This is a genomic window from Roseimicrobium gellanilyticum, from assembly GCF_003315205.1.
Taxonomy (GTDB): Bacteria; Verrucomicrobiota; Verrucomicrobiia; order Verrucomicrobiales; family Verrucomicrobiaceae; genus Roseimicrobium; species Roseimicrobium gellanilyticum.
This window is the reverse complement of sequence record NZ_QNRR01000012.1, coordinates 218,002-236,288: the sequence shown is the minus strand read 5'-3', so window position 1 is coordinate 236,288 and position 18,287 is coordinate 218,002. Positions and strand designations below refer to the sequence as shown.

Sequence of the window (18,287 nt, the reverse complement as noted above, 5' to 3'; positions counted from 1 at the left end):
CGGGTGAGAAAGGCGCTGTAATCGTAGTAGGGCTCGCCCTCCTGCTGTTCCAGCTTCGCGCCGCCCGAGGTGTGCGTGTGTGTTGCGGAGATGACGACGCACTGCGGCGGGGTGCCGGTCATTTTTTCGATGATCCGCTTGGCACCGTCGGCGACTTCGGCAGAAATGTGCCGCAGGTCGCACACGACGAACGCCAGCTTGGTCTGACCGTCATCGAGCACTAGGCACCGGGCGTGCAACTCGTCATGGACGTGGGTCGCTGGCGGGCGGCTTGTGCGAACCTTCGGGTCCGCACCAATTGCTGGCGTAATGTTGCTTGTGGCCGCGCCCGCACGAAAAACCAGCGCACCGGGCGTCTCGGCTCCTACAAGACCCTGTGATGCAAATGCCAGAAAGAGGTTGATGACGATGAGCAGACGTTGGGGTCGAATCTTGGGCGGCTTCATGTTTAATGGATAGGAAGGTTGATCGAGCGAGTCGCGATCAGGGCTTCTCAACGAATGTGCGCGGAGCTTTCCTTCCGACTGCGCCAAGTTTGATGGCGAACTCGTCGAAATCGTGCGCTTGCTATCGCACTGAAGACTTGGTCGGTAACTCGACCGGCTTGGCACTGCCGGGCTGCTGGTCGTCAGTGAGCGAAATTTCTTCTTCGCCGGGAGGCCCTCGGAAGCGTCTCGCCGCCGAGAAGTAGCAGAGAGGGCGAGGCATGGCGCTCTGTCGCAAGGAAAACGGCGCTCTGCTCAGAGCGTCCCGCTGGAAGCGAGTGAGCACCTTGCCTAGTTCCGCCAGTCCAAGGTTCACTCTCTCGGTCGCCATAGTACCCGCAGCTCGCTGAACATGAGTTGCGATTTATACTCCTCTACGTTAGAAGATTATCCGCATTGCCGCGCAAAAGGAGCGACGGAAGAAGCCCTAGCCACAGGGCTTTATTGGGGTCCAGAGCATAGCTCTCAGTAGCCGACAGCTAAAGAAAAGCCACCCCGGTTTCGAGGAAGCTTTTCAATGGCACCTTAGTTGAGCCCGAGCCCAACGTGGGTGTCCAACAATCCGTGGAGTGCTTCCGTGCGTTTCGGAAGCTCAGCCAGGTTGCCATCTTTGAGTGACTCTGTGAATGCATTGAACAGCGACCAAACATTCCGGGGTTCAAATGCCTCATGGCGTGGTTTGCGCCACTCATGAAGCACCGAGGGAATGAGCCGGTTGCTGCAGACTCCGACATCCGTGGCGCGGATGACGAGGTCGTGGGCGCTGGCGTCGTCGATGTCGGCTTCCTTGTAAGCACCGATACGCTTGTCTTGATCGTGCCATTTGGTCATGAGGCGTCCCACGGCCCGCTCCGTGAGTTGGGGTAGATCCCGCATGATGAAGCGCGTGTGCTTCCTGGCGAATTTGACCTCGCCGGAGAAGCTGAGGTTGTCGCAGCAGAACACGGTGGCACCAGCGACGATACCCGCGGGGAATGTCTTGTCATGGCTGTTGCGCAGGCCGAGCACCCAGCAGTAGTCCTGACTGGCGCTGCGGCCCATGATTTCCATGAGACCGAAGTAGCGATTGCCTTCGGCATCTAGGCTGTGGGCCACGCTGCCCAAGCGAAGGTTGGAGGCTGCCAGCGTCCGCTCGATGGTTTGAATAAGTGTCGCGTGGGGGATAGGTTGCCAGGTCGCAGTTGATGGTGGAGTGCGAACTTTGGCGACTTCTTCCAATGTGGCGAGACGGGCACCGCAATGGAGGATGAGATTTGGATGGTGTCGCCGAGCCTGAACGGGAGGAGTCGCGACGACCGGGAGTGCAAGAGCATTGTCATACATGATGGTGGTTCCTTTCTTATAGTGAGGCTCAAATAAAGAGGCCCATGCAGCGGGATGCTGCACGGGCCGGAGTGGTTGCGGAGTTGAGCGAAGTCGGTCAGAACTGAACGGCCTGTAAGGCACGCAGGCGCTGACGGAACGTGTGGAGTTCCTTGGTGCCTGCCTTTTGTTCACGGAGCGCGATCCGCAGCTTGGTGCCGAGATCGCGGAGTTTGTCCTGGGACTGGCTATGGTAGGCGCGGAGTTCGTCCACCAGTTCGATGGCTTGTTCCATCTGACTCTTATTGGCCGAGTTTGGCGAGGCATTGACCTCGCCGCTTTGGAGAGAGGCCTCGATGGGTGGCGTCGCGAACGACGTCGGGCTGGCCTCAGTTTGTTTTAGCGCAGGCGTAGGCGTTGCTTGTGCTATAGCGGCCTTCGCCACCTTTGCTGGCGCTTCTGACGTACTGGGTGCAGCTTCGCTCGGACCGTTCGGACGCAAGGGCATGACGATCATCTGGCGTCCGCCTTCGGTGAACCGCAGGGGTGAGATTTCGTCGATGAGGCCGATGGTGTGCAGACCGAAGTCCAGCGCTTTGGCCAGGAATCGCCGATCCACAAAGGCGCGCAGGTCAGGACCTTTTGCCTCTACCTTGGGCAGGGGCACCCGGGTCCAGTCCTGGTCTTCAGGCGCTCTTGCCAGCAGGGCGGCTTCACCATGCTCCCAGGCTATGCCGATGGTCTGATGTAGTGGCTCATGGCAGGGCAGGCGATTGATGGCCTGTTGGATCTGTTCCACGGAGTCAGCATTGAGGACCAGGGTGGTCTTGGTGGACGCTGCGTCCGGCACCGCAACTTTCCACTCCGGGTAGTTACCGATCAGTTGCCGGGTGATGTAGCGCCAGCGTCGGCTACTCAGTTGCACCCAGCCTGGGACGTCCTTCTCTTTCGAGGGTGCTATTTTGAGCCGCCAGTTGCCGTCGAGGACAAAGTCGCGCCAGCCAAGGAACTTGTGCTTGGGCAGCACCATGGATTGGGTGAGCGGCAGGGTGAATGAGTTGCTGCTGTAGAGATGTCTGCCATCGGTGCCCACCACGTAGTGAGCCCCGGGTTTGGACACATCGATGCAGGCGCTCTGGAGGATGTAGCGGCCGGGATCGCTGCTGGAACACTCCAGCGCCTCCAGCAGGGATTGGCGGAGGGTTTCAGTGAGCGAGATGGGCTCGCCTTTGAGCTTGGGCACTTCGGGAAACTCGCCGACCGGGAAGGCCCGGATCTTGGCCTCACCGGTCTGTGCCGCCAGGGGGAACTTGAGCAGCGCAGTGTCTACGGATGCCGGTTCCAGTCGCAGGGTATCGCCTTTGCCACAGTTCTTGCTAAGGCGATGGAGGTCTTCAAAAGAAACCACCATGGTGCAGGGACCGCCCTGGTCGGGCTGTTCGAGGCGCATGGTCACGAATCGGTCGAGGTCGGTGGCGGTAAGGCACACCCAGCCGTCGGAGGTGCGTTCCACCTGGATACCGCCGAGGATGGGCAGGGTGGCGTGGCGATTGATGACTTTGCTCAAGCCGGTGAGCGCGGGTTTGAGTTCGTTGAGGGGGAGGGAAATCGGATTCATGAGGTTGTCCTTTCTGTTTTGGTTGAAGGGTTGGGGTGGGCACAAAAACGCGGATGCCACCGCGAAGGACGGCATTGGCGAGAGTTGAGAAACCGCGATGTGGGTTCAGTGGCGCAGAAGCCAGCGCAGTAGCAGTCCGCCGGTGAGGGCGATGAGCATGCCTGCACTGAAGCGTCCCGGGATCTGCGCCAGATTGGAGCAGATCTGCAGCAGGGCTGCCGACCAAGTGATGAGATGTTCCAGGAACACCGTCACCAAGGGGGTGAAGCACAGCAGTGGCACCGCGATGAACAGTGCCAGCAGCAGGCTGCGACGGCACCATTCGCGAAACAGGCCGTTGGGGGACAGCCAGAATTCGATCTGGTGCAGGGTGTGACGCAGGACCGTGGCCGAGCGAGCCAGATGGCCGTGCCGGGCAAGCGAACGATCCACGCGTGGTGGCGTCAGCGGTGTGGCCGACAATTTCCACCGCGAGATGGCCAGTGACCACGCTTCACGATTCGGAACCTCGCGGGGAGGTTCGTTGTCAGGAGGCGTTGTCATAGCTGTTTTCCGCCTCCTTTCGAGTATCAGAACCGAGGCTCATGCCGATGAGCAATGCCAGCACCACGGCAACGCCGGCGATGAAGGCCGCGGTCTGCCATCGGTTGCGCCAGGACTGTTCCAACGCGAGGCGCTGCACTGTTTTTCGGTGCAGTTCCCTTTCCGTTTGGAGTTGTTCTTGCAAGACAGCGTTCTGGTGAACGAGGTTCTCCACTGAGATGGCTGGCATCCCGGAAGCCTCAGGGCCTCTGGACTCCGGCGGAGGTGGTCGGCGTCCGCACGAGGTCGTGAGGCCCATCAGCAGGAGCCAGAGGATGGGATGGATGATGGAGGTGATCTTCATGGCGATGCAGAGGGATGAAGTTAAGCCCGCCTTCCACTGGGAGGCGGGCTTGGCATGTGGATGTGGGCTGCGAGGCAACCCCTCAGAGCGCAACCGCTTCGGGCTGGTACTTGAGCTGGGCGGTGGTGCATTCCTCCGCGCGGATGTCTTCTCGTGGGCCTAGGTACACCGGCTGGTAGATGGAGCCGGACTCGCGGAAGGCGTACAGGTAGCGGCAGTCCACAATAGTGCCCGGAGCCGGGACATCGTGGTTGGGTGGAATGGTTACGTTGCCCGCGGGCACCACCCGGTCTCCATCAAAGAGGAGTAAGGATACGCTGCGCTTGGGATTGGGCTTGGTGACGATGAAGGAGGCTGTCTCGCAGAACTTGTGCTTGAGCTGCATTCCTCCTGAGGCAGGACGGCCCGGAGTGTACGGAGCCATCATGTGCTTGAAGACCGCCCCTTCGCGATGCTCGCGCTGAAGCCGCGTGAACGTTTCCTGCTTGGCGTTGAGCTGGCAGGCGACGTTCACGAGCTTGAAGTGCGGAGGAATGGAGACCTTGAGGAACTTGCTCAGACGAACGAAGCGCTCGGCAAAGCCCACATGGCGTAGATCCCCGCCGTGGAGGCTCAGGGCATCGAACACGTGGAGCACATCCCCCACACCTTCTCCATCAAGGATGAAGTCGGCGGTGCAGGTCAGGGCGCTCTCCACCATGGTTTGGGGAAGAGCGGTTTCCTGGCCGAGGCGATTGATGCCGGTGATGGTGGAGCCTTCTTTGCGGATGAGGAGGCGGCGGCCATCGATCTTCTCCTGCAGCCACCAGTCGGGGTGGGAGAGGAGTTTCTGGACTTTTTCCTCCTCAACGGGATTGAGGAGTTGGCAGTGAATACCTGTAGGTGCCTTGGCGTTTGCCGGGAGGGCGGCGGCGCTCACGCTGCCGCCGCCTGCAGCTACCTGATATCCTTTGGCTGTTTTCTCGCGCACCAGCTTGTCGAAGGTGCGCTTGGCTTCGTCGTAGCCGAGGGGTGTCGGCGTCTTGGTGCCCGCATTGAGGGTCGAGCCGCGACGGCCGTAGGCGAAGGTGACAACGTATCCGTCGCCCTTGGGCACAATGGAGGCTTCGTACACTTTGTCAGAAGCGCCTTCGCGGTAGTAGAGGGAGATGCTTTCCATGAGTGGAGTCCTTTCTGTTGGGGGTTGGAGTTTGGGTTTCGGGGTGAAAACAGAGCGACCCGCACACCGGAAAGGCGTGCGGGTCGCTTGTTGGTTGAGGTGGATGGTCGTTCGCTACTTCCAGCGCCGGCACTCGTTGAAGAACTCACAGCAGGCGCACTGCATCCCCGGTGAGGGAACGAAGTCACCACGCTGCAGGCCGGTCTGGTAGGCGTCCATGAGATGGAACAACCGGGTTTGTTGTTCGTCACTCATGGGTGGCATGAGGGTGACCACCACCTTGGGGTTCTTGAGTTTGACCAGGTGATGCAGTTCCAGCCCCAGTTCGCGCTGCCCGGTGTTGTGCCGGTACAACACGGCGTAGCCACTGGTCTGCACTTCGTGGGTGTGAGCCACCCTTTCCGGGTTGGGGGTAGTGGACGAGGTCTTGTAGTCGATGATGCGGCTTTGCAGGACGAGATCGAGGATGCCCACCAGACGAGGCAGACCGTGCTCGCGCAGGTCTGCCTCGATGGACACTTCGATCGCATCCGGCTTGAGATCCTCCGGGAGTGGATGCTCCCGGAGGTATGTTTCGAACAGGCGCCAGCCGATGGCCTTCTCCTCAGCTTCGGCACCTGCCCAGTCCACCTTGCCCTCGCTCTCATCCGTCCACGCCGCAGAGTATGAGTCGTGAAGCGCTTTAAGCGAGAGGGGCTGCTGGAGCCAGCGGGCTCGGTTACGAGCTTTGAGCGCGGCATGCACGGCGTTGCCGACATGCAGGGCTGGTGCCTTGGGCTTGGGGATAGACAGCACGTAACGAAAGAAGAACTTGAGTCGGCACTGCAGGAACAGGGTCAGCCGCGAAGCCGACACTGTCTGCAAGAGCTCGGCAATGATTTCCTTCTCGCTCCGTGCGCCTGCCCCCGGTGTGGAAGCAGTCGTAGCGGCATTGGTGGTGCGGGCGCTCATGATGCGACAGCAGGTTGGGGTTGGGATGACGACGGCTGCCTGCGATGGCGGGTCTGCCGGGGCTGACCCACCTTTGCGAGGAGTTCGTCGAGGAGCTGGGAGGCCTGCATCTTGTTGAGCTCCCGAACACCGGTGCCGAAGAACTGGCGGGCCAGATCTTCGACCTCCTGCTTGTCGAGATTATGCTCGTTGACCAGACGAAGGATGAACCCGCGCTGGCCGTCAGTGCAGTTCCAGCGTTCGCCACCACCATTGCCGTTACTGGCCCGGGAGTGACCGTTGACATTGTATCCACGACCGCTCCCATTCTGGGCGTGGCCGTTTGTATGACAATTGGCATGCTGGGTTCGGTGGCCGTTGTTCCCGGACTGGTCCACGGCGTTGATGCCATAGAACTCCCCGGGAACAAAGCCGACCTGCTGGATCTCATGGTCGACGGATTGCTGAAGAAGCTGGTAGAGCTTCTGGCACTGGGCCTCCACTTGGGAGAGGTCGGTGAGTTCCACTTCAACAGAGGCGCTGAAGCTGTGAGAGCTGAAGCCGGGCAGGCCGAGTTTTTTGCTGTAGTTGGCGGACAGTTTAACTGCCATGAGGTTGGTTTCCTTTCGATTGGGTTAGTGGGGATGAACCCTCCGCCCAGAAACGACAAAACCCGGCTTAGGGCCGGGTTCGGAGGCTAGGGATGAAAGGTGGGGGACTGACTACCGCACGGAAGCGATATCAGCGTCGTCTGGATGCTCTGGAATCACGGATGAGGTCTGTGCTTGTGCCTGGGCCAACTGCCATCCCGCTGTGCCCCGGAGGGCCGTGGTGAGCAGTTCATCCACAAGGCGCGTCATCGGTTTGCGGCGATGACGCGCTTCATGGTAGAGAGCACAGACCAGGTTCCGCGAGATACAGGGTACGTAGTAGCGGGGTCTGGACATAGTGGAAGTAAAGCCATCACCGATAGATGGGGGCTTCAGAGATATATGACACGGAGATGGCTACAGTTGCACGAGGACCTCCATGGGGTTCGCGAGAAACCGTCGAAGTGCCCCCGAGGAGTGCTCGGTAAGATCATTTACGTGCGTGCGTCTCTGCAAGAATTCGGACGCTCACCTGTGAAAGGTAATGACGACGGCGACCACAATGGGCACCGTCGTCTTGCCCGGGGCACGGCTGCGGGACTGCAAAGCAGCGCTTCGGACTTCAATGCGCCACGCAGTGGGCCAGTTCGCCGCCGCATGCCGAGCAGGTGTGCTTGAGTGAGGCGGACTTGCTGAAGAAGTTCTGCGCGATCGACTTGCATTCCGGGCATGTCATGGTCTTGCCACTCAGCACCTCGATCTGCTTGTTGATGCCGAAGCCGACTTTTTTGTAAGCCACCATCTGACACTTGGAGCAGGTGACGGCTTCCGTGGGTTCATTGCTGCCGGTGGTGGTCTGACAGGATGCGAGGCCGAAGGCCGCAGCCAGGGAGAGCAGCAGGGAAATAAGTGATCTCGTATTCATGGTGTGGTGTCGTTTAGTGTTTGTTGTTTGGCTTGGCCGCTGCTTGTGATGGCTGGAGGTGCTCCATCGGAGCGGTTCAAATTGTGGGTCCACGTTCTAAGCCGCGAAAAGGTCACGAGGCCTATGGTTTGAGAAATGATGGCAGAGACCGCATTTGGCCGCTCCGCATCCCTACCGAATTACTGTGCATTTTTTGCCCGGGATTTCAGAGGGCCAACCGAGGAGGCAGGGATGGCCTCCTGGCTGTTGACGGGGCGATGGCAGATCCCTCCTTCATCAAGTAGGGGAACGGCGTAATGCGCAAATCAAGATTCGGAGGGTAGTTGCCAAAATACGAAGCGATCACCTCGCCCACATAGTTAAGAATAATAGTGGCCGTCTTAGGCCTGAACTCCAAACCAGAACGAACATGAAACCAACATTTTATATCCTGGCCGCGTGTCTCCTGTCCATGGGACTTCCGCTGATAGCGGAAGCGGGGGACACAAAACCCGTCTACAACAGCAAGGGGCAACTCATCGCGGTCGTGCCGGACAACCCTGCACCCAAGATCTCTACGGCGGTCACCGGGCCTTCTCATTACATTGCCAACCCCAGCGGAAAAGGTGGTGCGGCAGTGCCCACCAGGAACGTCGGTGACGTCACAAACATCGCGGTCTTCAAGTCAAAGAAGACGAAGTGCTGCAACTAGTGACACGGCCCTGGGTGAGCAACGTGGCCAAATCGGCGTCTCCCCCAAACCATTTGGCCATGTTCTAGTGCGTGATGTTGAGGTAAAGGGTGAAAGGGTGTTCATCCGTCTGAACCTCTCGTGGGTTGCCGTTTTCTAAAAAGCAAAGACAGCTTGGGCTATGACAATTGATGCACAGCCATTTCACCGTGTGTTGCGCCATGATGTTAAAGAATAGTACTTTGAGTTGAACCCCAAAAGAGGTGATTCCTATGAAAGCAATTACTGCCACCTTGCTTCTCTTGTTCGGTACTCTATCCGCCGCCGAGCCTCCTGTTGACTTTGCCAGGCAGATCAAGCCGATCTTCGCGGATCGATGCATCATGTGTCACAACTCTCAAACGCTCCTTGGCGAACTGAATCTGCAGAATCGAGAGCTGGCCATGAAAAAGCGAAAGAATGGGCCCGTGATCGTTCCGAATGACCCGGAGAAAAGTCCCCTTTACCTGACTCTCACCCTTCCTCCGAGCGAAAGAAAGGCGATGCCGGCTACTGCACACCGTCTGCCAAAGGACGAAATTAAATTTATCCGCCGGTGGATCGAGGAAGGCGCCAAATGGCCCAGTGGCAAAGACGGAGCCATAGAGGCGAGACCGGCGAGCCCGAATGGGCGTTGAAGGCCGGTCTATCCGCGGAAAATGCAAACGTCAGTGATTCATCGAGCCTGACGCATCTCCAGGTTCCTTCGGTTCTGGCGAATGGGAGACTCAGATGGTGTACATCTCCACCGCAGCGAGGGCGCGCTTGTTCAGGCCGTCGCATACTAGGTTACAGAGTTTCATGACCATGGGATCTCCAATGGAATACCGGGCGCTGGTGCCCTGCTGTTCGCGCTTGAGGAACCCCGCCTCGCGCAGGACGCTCAGCTGCTTGGACACATTTGCTTGGGAGAGGCCAAGAGCCTCCACGATCTCGTTGACGGTCATGGGGCCGCGCTTGAGTTCCTGGAGAATGGCAAGACGGGTGGGTTCCGACAGCGCTCGGAAGCTGGCGGCAATTTTCTCTAGGGCTGCGCGATTTTGCTTCGCCATAAGTTTCTGTGTGGAGTATCGTCATGTAGCGATGGAGTGCAAGCGATAGTTTCTGGTGGCCATGCGCGCGCACGATTCGAACATTTCAAAGCTTGGCCACGTCTTGTCCGAGACCATGACACGGGTGGTGGTGACGACGGGTTTGGCTGCTTGTGGGTTGGTAGTGCTATGGTGGCTGGCAGATCATCGCAGGGGAATGCGCTGGGCACGGTCAGTGATCGGCTGGCGTTTTCCGGTTGTCCGTCAGATTTCTTCAACGGCTCTGGCGGAGTGGCTTAGGGATGAGCGCCGAGAACCGCCTGTGCTCTGGGATGTGCGTACCCGCGAGGAATATGAAACGAGCCATCTACCGCAGGCAATCCACGTGCCACTGGGGATATCAGGTGAAGAATTGCGCCAGCGCCTGGAACAGGCTAGAGGGCGGGCAATGGTGTGCTATTGCGCGGCCGGATACCGGGGTGCAGAGATGGCACGTCGACTGGGTAAAATGGGAGCGCTGGAGGTATACAACCTGGCAGGGGGAATCTTCGACTGGGCCAATGAGGCTCAAGCATTGATGAGTGATGGAGAGCGGGGGGGGACCCGAGTGCACTCATACCGCCGCCTGTTTCGGAGGCTGCTGAGACCGGAACGGAGGATGAACAAGAACGGATGATGACCAAAGCATGCTGCAGAAAAGGCAATTGCGTACTGGCATATCGCTATATAGCGATATAAGTTTGTGAAAGAGCTGACTGATGCTCTGTCTCCAAATCTATGAAAACCATATCTCCCAAACAGCTTCACGAACGCCAGCAACGTGGAGAACCTGTTCCTCTGCTGGATGTACGCACTCTCGCTGAGCATGCGGAGGTGCACGTGCCGGGCGTACACCTCATCCCGTTGGATAAACTGGACGCTGAGAAGATGGCAATCACAGCAGGATTTACTAAAGACACACCTCTGTATGTGTTCTGCCGCTCTGGCAGCCGTGCCAAACAAGCAGCTGAAAAGCTGGAGCGTGCAGGCTTCTCCGCATGCCACGTCGTCGATGGCGGTACCGTCGGATGGGCGGAGGCGGGTCTTCCAGTGAATCGTGGGGCAGGCAAAGTGATTTCCCTTGAGCGGCAGGTGCGCATCGCTGCAGGCCTGCTGGTCCTGATGGGAGTCCTGCTGTCCTGGTGGGTGCATCCTGCCCTTGTGTGGCTCTCGGGCTTCGTCGGAGCGGGTCTGATTTTCGCCGGCATGACTGACTGGTGCGGCATGGGCATGCTCCTCGCCAGGATGCCGTGGAATCAAGCAAAGAGCTCTCCTCAAATGCCCACCTGCCCTGCACCAACCGCTCGCTGAAACGCAAACCATTCACCTTCAAAACCATGTATCTGCGACAAGTTTACGATCCACACCTGGCTCAGTACGCCTATGTCATCGGCTGTCAGAAGACGGGCGAGGCCATAGTCATCGACCCCTTGCGCGATGTTGCTCAATATCACGCCATTGCAGAGGCGGAGGGGTTGAGACTCTCTGCAGTCGCCGAGACCCACATTCATGCCGACTTCGTTAGCGGCGCACGCGAATTCGCTGCTGATGGCAAAATGGCGGTTTTTCTCTCTGCTGAGGGAGGACCAGATTGGCAGTCTGAGTGGGCCAGGGACCTGCCAAATACCCACCTGCTGCGCGATGGCGACGAATTCCATATCGGCAACATCAAGCTGCAGGCCGTGCACACGCCGGGGCATACCCCTGAGCATCTCTGCTACCTTGTCACGGATGAAGGAGGCGGGGCAGATGAACCGATTGCGCTTGTGTCCGGCGACTTTCTGTTTGTCGGTGACGTCGGGAGGCCGGACCTGCTTGAGCAGGCTGCGGGGATCGCTGGTACCCAGGAGGCGGGCGCTTCACAGCTCTACCAGAGTTTGAAGAAGCTTCGTGACATGCCTGAGCACCTGCAAATTCTCCCTGCTCATGGAGCGGGTAGTGCCTGTGGCAAATCGCTCGGCGCAGTCCCGGTCTCGACTCTGGGTTACGAGAAGAAATTCAATCATGCGCTCAAGCTTGCCTTGAACGGCACGGAGGAGTCTTTTGTGAAGTTCATTCTCGAAGGACAGCCCGAGCCTCCGCTCTACTTCGCCAACATGAAACGGGTGAACAAGTTGGGACCTGCAATACTCGGTGAGGCGCCTGCTCCGCCAAGGGTGGCCCTCACCGAAGTCAGCGAGCGATTGACGGAACCGGGCTTCGTGGTGCTCGACGCACGGTCTGATCGGAAGGCCTTCATCTCCGGCCACCTTCAAGGCAGCCTCTATGCTCCTGCAAAGGGAGACTTCTCCGGGTTGGCGGGATCCTATCTCATGCCTGAAGAGACAGTAGTACTGGTAGTGGATTCTGAAGATCAAGTGTCTGGCCTGACGACGCAACTGCGCCGAATTGGTTTTGATCACATCGCTGGCTGGCTCTCAGCGAATGAACTGGCAAAGGCTGGCTGGGGTACACTCAGGGATGTCCCCACGGTGACCTTCAGTGAACTGCACGAACTCATCCAGGGAGAGCCGACCATGCGCATTCTCGACGTGCGCCGCGCTGGAGAGTTTGCAGCCGGGCACCTACGCGGTGCGGTGAATATTGCCCACACGCGCTTGCGAGCACGCTCGACTGAATTGGCAAAGGAAGCACCGCTCGTCGTACATTGCCAGAGTGGCAATCGGGCTGCGGCAGCCGTAGCCTGGCTGCAGAGGGAGGGCCGTCGGGTGTACTTCGTTGACGACTCGTTCAAAAACGTACCTATCGCGCTTCTAGCCTGAGAGTGGCGTTGTCCTATCCCATCACTCCCACATGTGTGCATCATGGAATTTTCGGACCTACTCGGTGTGACCTTCGGCTTTCTCGTCGGAGCATCGCTGGGCCTGACCGGAGGAGGAGGCTCAATCTTTGCAGTTCCATTGTTGCTCTATGGTCTTTCTGTTCCAGTGGGCACCGCGATGGGGCTGAGCCTGGCCACTGTTGGGGTTACTGCGGGATTCGGCGCTCTACTGAGGTTTCTACATGGGGAGGTGGAGGCCAGGGCGGGTCTGCTCTTCGCCATGGGCGGCATGATCACCGCCCAATTGGGCACGACCTTGGGTCGCCATATCGCCCCGGCTCTGTTGCTCAGCACGTTTGCCGTGCTCATGGGATATGTGGGCTGGCGCATGTGGCGCGGACGCGCGGATGACGAACAGCCGGAAAACAGTCGTTGCATTGCACGGGGGCCGGGCAGGTTTGGTGTGGAGTGTTATCTCCGTTTGGGCGGCGGTGGAGCTGTAGCGGGGCTGCTTTCCGGGTTGTTTGGTGTAGGAGGCGGCTTCATCATCGTGCCGACGTTGTTGATGGTCACCGGAATGAGCATTCACAGCGCGGTAGCGACATCGCTGCTGGTCATTTTCCTGATTTCGCTCTCGGGTGTGGCTGCTCACGTGGCGCATGGACAGCTATTTCCCATGCCCCTCAGCCTGGTGTTTGTCACAGGAGGCATTGCCGGCATGCTGCTCGGCAATGCCATGCGCGCACGCCTCTCGGGACAAGGTCTGCAACGAGTGTTCGCCCTCGGGATGTGGCTCGTAGCCATCTGGATGCTGGCGAAAAACGTTTCTGCTCGCTAGCGCCAAATGAAGTTCTGCCATGCTTTTACTCATCGAGGGAAACACAGCCTCTTGCGTGACAGCTTATAGTTCAGGCTCTTCGAGGGTTGCCTTGACGGTACGTTAAGGGCCCAAGGCCAATTTCGAGGGTGAATGCTTGGTGGAATGCTCTCAAGTTGTTGTAGCCCACCTTTGCAGCGAACGCTCCCACCTGCAAATCCGTCTCCAGCAGCAGTGTCGCAGCGATCTCCATTCGTTTTGCTCTGAGAACGGACGGAATGGATTTGCCCAAGATGCGACCGAATATGCTGCTCAACTGGTAGGGGGGCAGTGATGCTTCCTTGGCCAACTCCGCGAGGTCGGGAGGATTCGCAATGTCCGTCACCAGACGAGCAATTACTCGCTGGATCAACGCTCGTTCGGCGACATCGGGGTCGGTGGCCATAGGGGCAACAGGTCCAGTACTACCCCTCGCTCAGATTGGTCTTTCAATGGTGCATGCCTAATCGATATCAGAGAATACTGTAGCAAGGTGACCACGGTGTTCTCGTTGGTTCGCTGCCACGCAGATAGGAACGCAAAGGACGTTGGCGGTCGAATGGCCCAGGATTCTTCGAGAAAACGAGGGATGGGCAAGGCGGCTCAGTCCCTGGCGATGGTGCGAGCCGAGCACAATCAGTTCGGTATTCCGTTCGTGGGCGAGGCTGAGAAATTCATAGGCCGGATTTCCCAAGGATTGCCGGATGTAAACGGCGTCTGGAACGATGCCCAGAGCGTCTCTACTTTGGTCCGCAAGGTCTCTTTGCAGGGATACAATTTTCTCCGGTGCTTCTGCGTCGTCTGTTATCGGTTGGCTGATGAAGCCAGCGGCCTGGATCAGCAGCATGTCTGTGGCGATGATGTGTGCCACTTCAAAGGACAGCTCGCCCAGGCCCGTCAGAAGCTTCATCGCTTGAACGGCGTCATCGCCGCTCTCGGTGAACTCCGCCGCACACAGCGTACGGAGTGGCACTTCACCGTCGAGCCAGTCGAGAAGAGACTCTTTCTCTTTTACGACCAGCACTGGTGCCATGCACTTTTGAGAAATGTGCTCTGATACACTCCCGAGCAGGAGCCTCTGCATGGTCCCCTTTCCGGTGGAGCCCACTACCAGGCACACGGTCTCTGACGCAGAGGCTGCAAGGAGGTGATGCGCGGCATTGCCGTGAAGCAGTTCTGTAGAAATTTTCAGGCCTGGCTTCGAGAGTCTGAGTGATTCAGCAGTGAGTGAGCGGCGCGCGTCGGGCTCCAGGAACTCATCCGTGGGCATGTCTGCTGGTACGAGCCAGTCTGATACACAGTGGATGAGATGAAGGGGCACCTCGAGTTTTGCGGCCATGGCCGCTGCGACTTCCGCGGCGTCCTTCGCTGCTTCGGAGAAGTCTGTGCCACATACAATTTTCATGACTTTGGGCGGTTGAGGTTCGAATTTGAGGAAGCTCGGTATGGAAAGGTATCAGCCGTTGCTCACGGAGCTTGAAGGTGTCCCGCAGTTCCCTCAGGCCAGGACGCGCCTTCCTTGATCCAGCGTGTGAGCAGGCGGGATTCTGCCTCAGTCAGCCGGTTCCCGACTGGCGGCATCACGGCGATGTTCCGGTGCACCCCCGCAACGTTCAGCAGGAGACTCTTCTTGGGATCTCCCGGTACAATGCGCGAGCCTGCTGGGCCGGAAGCGAAGGCAGCCTTCTTGGTATCGAGCCGGTAGGCGGTAGCGATGACTTCGCTGGTATGACACGGCAGGCACTTCAATTTCAGGATCGGCTTCACATGCCGGCTGAAACTCACCCTTTCCGATGAACCGGGGAATTGCGCATTCTCGAGCGCGCTGTAGTCCCCTGGGGCCGTTTCGGATTCGGCAGCATTCTGCATCCAGGTAGAGACACAGGATGGTGCCAGTCCGAGCATCGCGAGGACTGCGATGCCTGTGAGAGAACGGGGCTTGGTCATGGCGTGCCGAATGTGGGTGAAGTGAGGGGTATGCCACCGCATGGGAGGTTGCTACCTCTTGGTGGCGTTGCACAAGATCAGGCGGCGTGTGCTACAACCGCCCCCTTCGAGCGGAGCTCACTGCGATATTCCGTTGGTGATTTGGAGGTCACACGGCGGAAACTGCGGTTGAACTGGGAGAGGGACTGAAAGCCGGCATCAAAGGCAACTTCGGTCACACAGTAGCGGGGCTTCATAAGGAGCTTCTTCGCATGCTCGACGCGGACGTGGTTCACATAGCTGGTGAACGTATGGCCGGTGTGCTTCTTGAAGACCTTGCAGAAGTGGAAGGCGCTTACGCCGGCATATCGTGCCACGTCTTCAAGGAACATGGCTTCAGAGAGATGCTTCATGACGAACTCGCGGGCTTTGCGGACTGGGGCAGGTTCGCTCTCTGTCGCTTCCAAAAACAGTTGCTCAGCAACTTCACTCAGTTGAACGGCCAGAACCTGCAGCAGGGTTTGGACGGCCTTGAGACGCGCGCGTGTCACTGCGGACATCTTGCTGTACGTTTCCCGTGCGGACTTGATCTCAGCGGCACTGGCATCCTTCTCTAGCATGGCACGGGCTACGTCTTCGAAGTTGCTGTACTTGTCGCTCTGGACGACCACAGGTTGCATGGTGACCCAAGCCACGACCTTTTCAGAGACACGCACCGGCAGGCGCAGGCGGGTGACGGTTGGGATCGCCGATTCCGGCCGGATGGTTTCTGCGGTATCCAGGCTCAGGCGGAGTCCGGTCGTTGTTTGGAAGGCTTCCCGATAGTTCTGAAACAGTTCTCCGTTCAGAAGACGTTCATAAGTGGCGGGAGCGAATTGCTCTGAGGAGTTCATAGGACGCGGTGTTTGCTGACGACTCCATGCTAGGACTCCTTGATGTTTTCGTGAATTCGTAGCCGACGTATTCGTGGCGTAGGGGATTCCTCTACGGGTCAGGCAGCTTGAGGCGGTCTTGTACCTTCAAGACCGTCGGCTGTATGCGGAGGGAAGCTTGTTTTTCGGTACGCGGCTCAACGTCGCTCCCGGAATGCTGTTCATGGAGAACCAGTTCGCGAGATGACTCGCCAATAGAGGCGAGAACAAGACCCAACGCATAAACGCTTCACGGAGAATGGCGCTAGATCGGCCACGCAGTGTTCCCAGTCGCATGCCCCAAGCTGCCCGGTGGGTGGCGACACGGGCCGCGCGTGAACGAACCTGGTCGTAAGCAGCCGACCAGGTCGCCGCTGTATGAGGGTTTCGTTGCATGGCTGGGAGTGCAACGCCCAGAAACTCTGCATCCGCGAAGCCGGTGTTCATGCCTTGTCCACCTATGGGACTCATGACATGCGCTACATCACCGCAGAGGAAAATGCGTCCGTCCACAAAGGTTTCGCATCGCATCCAGCGCGGACTGAAGACACTCACTTGTGGCGCCTCGTCTTTGTCAGCCATGAGAGAGAGCCCTGTGCGGTGAAAGACGATGTCCGCAATGGTGGCTGCCCCGATTTCTGAACAACTGTGTCGGTCCGGGATCTGCACTACCCAGCGCCGATGGCCTCCGGGCAGCGGAAATGACTCCACAGCACCTTCCGCAGTGAAAAAAAGATGTGCCTCTGTGCCGAGGCGGCTTCGGTCCAGAAAGTCTGCCATGGCGAAGTGGCAGCCATACATTCCACCATGGGAACGGATGCGCAGATGGTCGCGAGTTTTCCCATGGCTGCCATCGCATGCCACCACATGAAGTGCTCGCACCGTCTGTGGATGGATCATACCGGCATGAGCAATGTCCACCTCTACACCGCCGCCATCCTGAAGGAGGATTTTTGCGTGTGTTCCCTTCTGGAGGGAGGCATTTGGGTAGTGCTTGAGGTTTCTGCGCAGCAATTCCATGACGGCATACTGTGGTGCGCTCAGCACGAACCTGTGATCCCCAGGCAGATTGGAGAGGTCACAGATGCCAGCTGGTCCAAGCTCTCCATGAACCATTACCTTCCGTATGGGCAAACCGTACTCAATGACAGACGCTGCCAGTCCAAGCCGGGAAAGGATCTCCAGCGACGGCGGAGTGATGCCGATCGCCTGCGACGGCATGGAAGACTCCTCGCTCTGCTCTATGGCATGTACGCGCAGGCCGCGATCCGCCAGGAGATTGGCCAGCAGCAATCCCACCGGCCCGGCACCAATGATGACGACATCGTAGTCCGTGCCATGCTTTGTCCCACTGGGGACGCGATCTTTGGAATGTGAGAAAGGGTTCCAGTAGGGCACTCTTTCCTTATACCGAAGGAAGGCGTCACCATAATAGCGGACATATCGCTTCTCTTTCAACACTGGCGCAGCGATGCAGTACCCCGTCCAGAGCAGGGCAGCCATGAGATGATCCGGTGTCCATATGGGAGCTGTCCACAGGATCAGGGTGAAGGCGAGGTAGATGGGCTGGCGAACGATGCGGAAGGTTCCAGTTCGGGCGAAGGGTTTATACACTGGCGGCTCATTTCTCCAGATGCTGCGCCATCCGAGAAGCCCGATCTGGACATCCATGCCGGCGTCGTACATCGATTTCGCGAGCAAGATCCATGACAGGACATAGAGTCCGTCCATTGCATGAAGAGGCCATCCCTCTGGAACCGTCCAGAGCGTTCTCGAAGGCGACCAGAATACGAACACCAGCAGAAGCTGGAATGACGATATGGTCGCAAACAAGGTGGTGGAAAGCGGCCGCCCCAGGCGGAAGGGCGCCAGGCGCATCATCCATTTTCGTCCGCGATCCGCGAGCAGTATGCTGTGGCCGGCGGCAAATTGCACGAGTAGCAGGACATTGCCTACGGTGCCTTTCCAGCCGGAGAGCGGGCTCCATCCGGAGGTCAGTCCTGCGTGAAGCGCCAGGAACATGGCTGCCACCGAGATGACGAACATGCCATGACACAGCACTCCGTAGCCAAGGGCTGTCCACCGCTGCAGTCTGGTGTAGGGGGGAGCCTCAGGCCATGTCGCGGGCTGCAGCCTGTGTACCGTCGTGGACGGGGGTG

The 18,287-nt window shown here is 58.6% G+C and carries 21 protein-coding genes and 1 pseudogene; 6 read left to right on the top strand and 16 right to left on the bottom strand.

From position 1 onward, the window contains the following. The 10 genes and pseudogenes from DES53_RS26325 to DES53_RS26280 form a co-directional block, all read right to left on the bottom strand. A pseudogene (locus DES53_RS26325) lies at nucleotides 1-446 on the bottom strand (hypothetical protein); the annotation flags it as partial. A 564-nt stretch (nucleotides 447-1,010) separates the two neighbouring features. Continuing rightward, nucleotides 1,011-1,580: a DUF932 domain-containing protein gene (locus tag DES53_RS26320; RefSeq protein ID WP_245958274.1), complete on the bottom strand. Its 570-nt coding sequence runs from the start codon at nucleotides 1,578-1,580 to the stop codon at nucleotides 1,011-1,013. A 325-nt stretch (nucleotides 1,581-1,905) separates the two neighbouring features. Beyond that, on the bottom strand, nucleotides 1,906-3,405 hold the full coding sequence (locus tag DES53_RS26315) for a beta clamp domain-containing protein (protein WP_147263629.1): 1,500 nt from the start codon (nucleotides 3,403-3,405) through the stop codon (nucleotides 1,906-1,908). A 105-nt stretch (nucleotides 3,406-3,510) separates the two neighbouring features. After that, nucleotides 3,511-3,948 (bottom strand): hypothetical protein, encoded by a 438-nt coding sequence (locus tag DES53_RS26310; protein ID WP_113961308.1) that lies wholly within the window; start codon nucleotides 3,946-3,948, stop codon nucleotides 3,511-3,513. Then, complete coding sequence (locus DES53_RS26305) at nucleotides 3,932-4,291, bottom strand: hypothetical protein (protein ID WP_113961307.1); 360 nt, start codon at nucleotides 4,289-4,291, stop codon at nucleotides 3,932-3,934. The genes DES53_RS26310 and DES53_RS26305 overlap by 17 nt, the downstream gene beginning before the upstream one ends. A gap of 82 nt (nucleotides 4,292-4,373) precedes the next feature. Further along, nucleotides 4,374-5,450 carry a WGR domain-containing protein gene (locus DES53_RS26300; RefSeq protein ID WP_113961306.1) on the bottom strand — a complete coding sequence of 359 codons (1,077 nt, stop codon included), beginning with the start codon at nucleotides 5,448-5,450 and terminating at the stop codon, nucleotides 4,374-4,376. Nucleotides 5,451-5,564: 114 nt separating this feature from the next. After that, nucleotides 5,565-6,401 carry a RecB family exonuclease gene (locus DES53_RS26295; RefSeq protein ID WP_113961305.1) on the bottom strand — a complete coding sequence of 279 codons (837 nt, stop codon included), beginning with the start codon at nucleotides 6,399-6,401 and terminating at the stop codon, nucleotides 5,565-5,567. Next, a complete protein-coding gene (locus DES53_RS26290; protein ID WP_113961304.1) occupies nucleotides 6,398-6,991 on the bottom strand; it encodes a hypothetical protein in 594 nt (197 codons plus the stop codon). The genes DES53_RS26295 and DES53_RS26290 overlap by 4 nt, the downstream gene beginning before the upstream one ends. A 111-nt stretch (nucleotides 6,992-7,102) precedes the next feature. Continuing rightward, nucleotides 7,103-7,327, bottom strand: a complete 225-nt coding sequence (locus DES53_RS26285) for a hypothetical protein (RefSeq protein ID WP_113961303.1) — start codon at nucleotides 7,325-7,327, stop codon at nucleotides 7,103-7,105. Between the two features lie 265 nt (nucleotides 7,328-7,592). Continuing rightward, nucleotides 7,593-7,895 carry a hypothetical protein gene (locus tag DES53_RS26280; RefSeq protein WP_113961302.1) on the bottom strand — a complete coding sequence of 101 codons (303 nt, stop codon included), beginning with the start codon at nucleotides 7,893-7,895 and terminating at the stop codon, nucleotides 7,593-7,595. Nucleotides 7,896-8,346: 451 nt separating this feature from the next. Here DES53_RS26280 and DES53_RS26275 point away from each other — a divergent pair, with 451 nt between their 5' ends. Both DES53_RS26275 and DES53_RS34110 read left to right on the top strand, forming a co-directional pair. Next, on the top strand, nucleotides 8,347-8,586 hold the full coding sequence (locus DES53_RS26275) for a hypothetical protein (protein ID WP_113961301.1): 240 nt from the start codon (nucleotides 8,347-8,349) through the stop codon (nucleotides 8,584-8,586). Between the two features lie 251 nt (nucleotides 8,587-8,837). After that, on the top strand, nucleotides 8,838-9,242 hold the full coding sequence (locus DES53_RS34110) for a c-type cytochrome domain-containing protein (protein ID WP_113961300.1): 405 nt from the start codon (nucleotides 8,838-8,840) through the stop codon (nucleotides 9,240-9,242). Nucleotides 9,243-9,332: 90 nt separating this feature from the next. Here DES53_RS34110 and DES53_RS26265 read toward each other — a convergent pair whose 3' ends face one another. Further along, nucleotides 9,333-9,656 carry an ArsR/SmtB family transcription factor gene (locus DES53_RS26265; RefSeq protein WP_113961299.1) on the bottom strand — a complete coding sequence of 108 codons (324 nt, stop codon included), beginning with the start codon at nucleotides 9,654-9,656 and terminating at the stop codon, nucleotides 9,333-9,335. Nucleotides 9,657-9,717: 61 nt separating this feature from the next. On the opposite strand from DES53_RS26265, the gene DES53_RS34105 reads away from it, so the two are divergent. The 4 genes from DES53_RS34105 (at nucleotide 9,718) to DES53_RS26245 (ending at nucleotide 13,273) form a co-directional block, all read left to right on the top strand. After that, on the top strand, nucleotides 9,718-10,311 hold the full coding sequence (locus DES53_RS34105; RefSeq protein ID WP_113961298.1) for a rhodanese-like domain-containing protein: 594 nt from the start codon (nucleotides 9,718-9,720) through the stop codon (nucleotides 10,309-10,311). A 101-nt stretch (nucleotides 10,312-10,412) separates the two neighbouring features. Beyond that, nucleotides 10,413-10,985, top strand: a complete 573-nt coding sequence (locus DES53_RS26255; protein ID WP_113961297.1) for a rhodanese-like domain-containing protein — start codon at nucleotides 10,413-10,415, stop codon at nucleotides 10,983-10,985. Nucleotides 10,986-11,011: 26 nt separating this feature from the next. After that, a complete protein-coding gene (locus DES53_RS26250; protein WP_113961296.1) occupies nucleotides 11,012-12,436 on the top strand; it encodes an MBL fold metallo-hydrolase in 1,425 nt (474 codons plus the stop codon). 42 nt (nucleotides 12,437-12,478) lie between these two features. After that, entirely contained in the window at nucleotides 12,479-13,273 is a 795-nt protein-coding gene (locus tag DES53_RS26245) for a sulfite exporter TauE/SafE family protein (protein WP_113961295.1), read from the top strand. A gap of 70 nt (nucleotides 13,274-13,343) precedes the next feature. Here the strand turns inward: DES53_RS26245 and DES53_RS26240 are convergent, their stop codons facing one another. The 5 genes from DES53_RS26240 to DES53_RS26220 form a co-directional block, all read right to left on the bottom strand. After that, nucleotides 13,344-13,697 carry a helix-turn-helix transcriptional regulator gene (locus DES53_RS26240; RefSeq protein ID WP_113961294.1) on the bottom strand — a complete coding sequence of 118 codons (354 nt, stop codon included), beginning with the start codon at nucleotides 13,695-13,697 and terminating at the stop codon, nucleotides 13,344-13,346. Nucleotides 13,698-13,754: 57 nt separating this feature from the next. Then, the gene (locus DES53_RS26235; RefSeq protein ID WP_113961293.1) at nucleotides 13,755-14,696 is read right to left on the bottom strand and encodes a universal stress protein; all 942 of its coding nucleotides are present in this window, start codon (nucleotides 14,694-14,696) and stop codon (nucleotides 13,755-13,757) included. A gap of 62 nt (nucleotides 14,697-14,758) precedes the next feature. After that, nucleotides 14,759-15,238: a c-type cytochrome domain-containing protein gene (locus tag DES53_RS26230; RefSeq protein ID WP_170157426.1), complete on the bottom strand. Its 480-nt coding sequence runs from the start codon at nucleotides 15,236-15,238 to the stop codon at nucleotides 14,759-14,761. Between the two features lie 77 nt (nucleotides 15,239-15,315). Further along, on the bottom strand, nucleotides 15,316-16,110 hold the full coding sequence (locus DES53_RS26225) for a helix-turn-helix domain-containing protein (protein WP_113961291.1): 795 nt from the start codon (nucleotides 16,108-16,110) through the stop codon (nucleotides 15,316-15,318). 126 nt (nucleotides 16,111-16,236) lie between these two features. Continuing rightward, complete coding sequence (locus tag DES53_RS26220) at nucleotides 16,237-18,174, bottom strand: FAD-dependent monooxygenase (protein ID WP_211325701.1); 1,938 nt, start codon at nucleotides 18,172-18,174, stop codon at nucleotides 16,237-16,239. Nucleotides 18,175-18,287 lie beyond the last annotated feature (113 nt).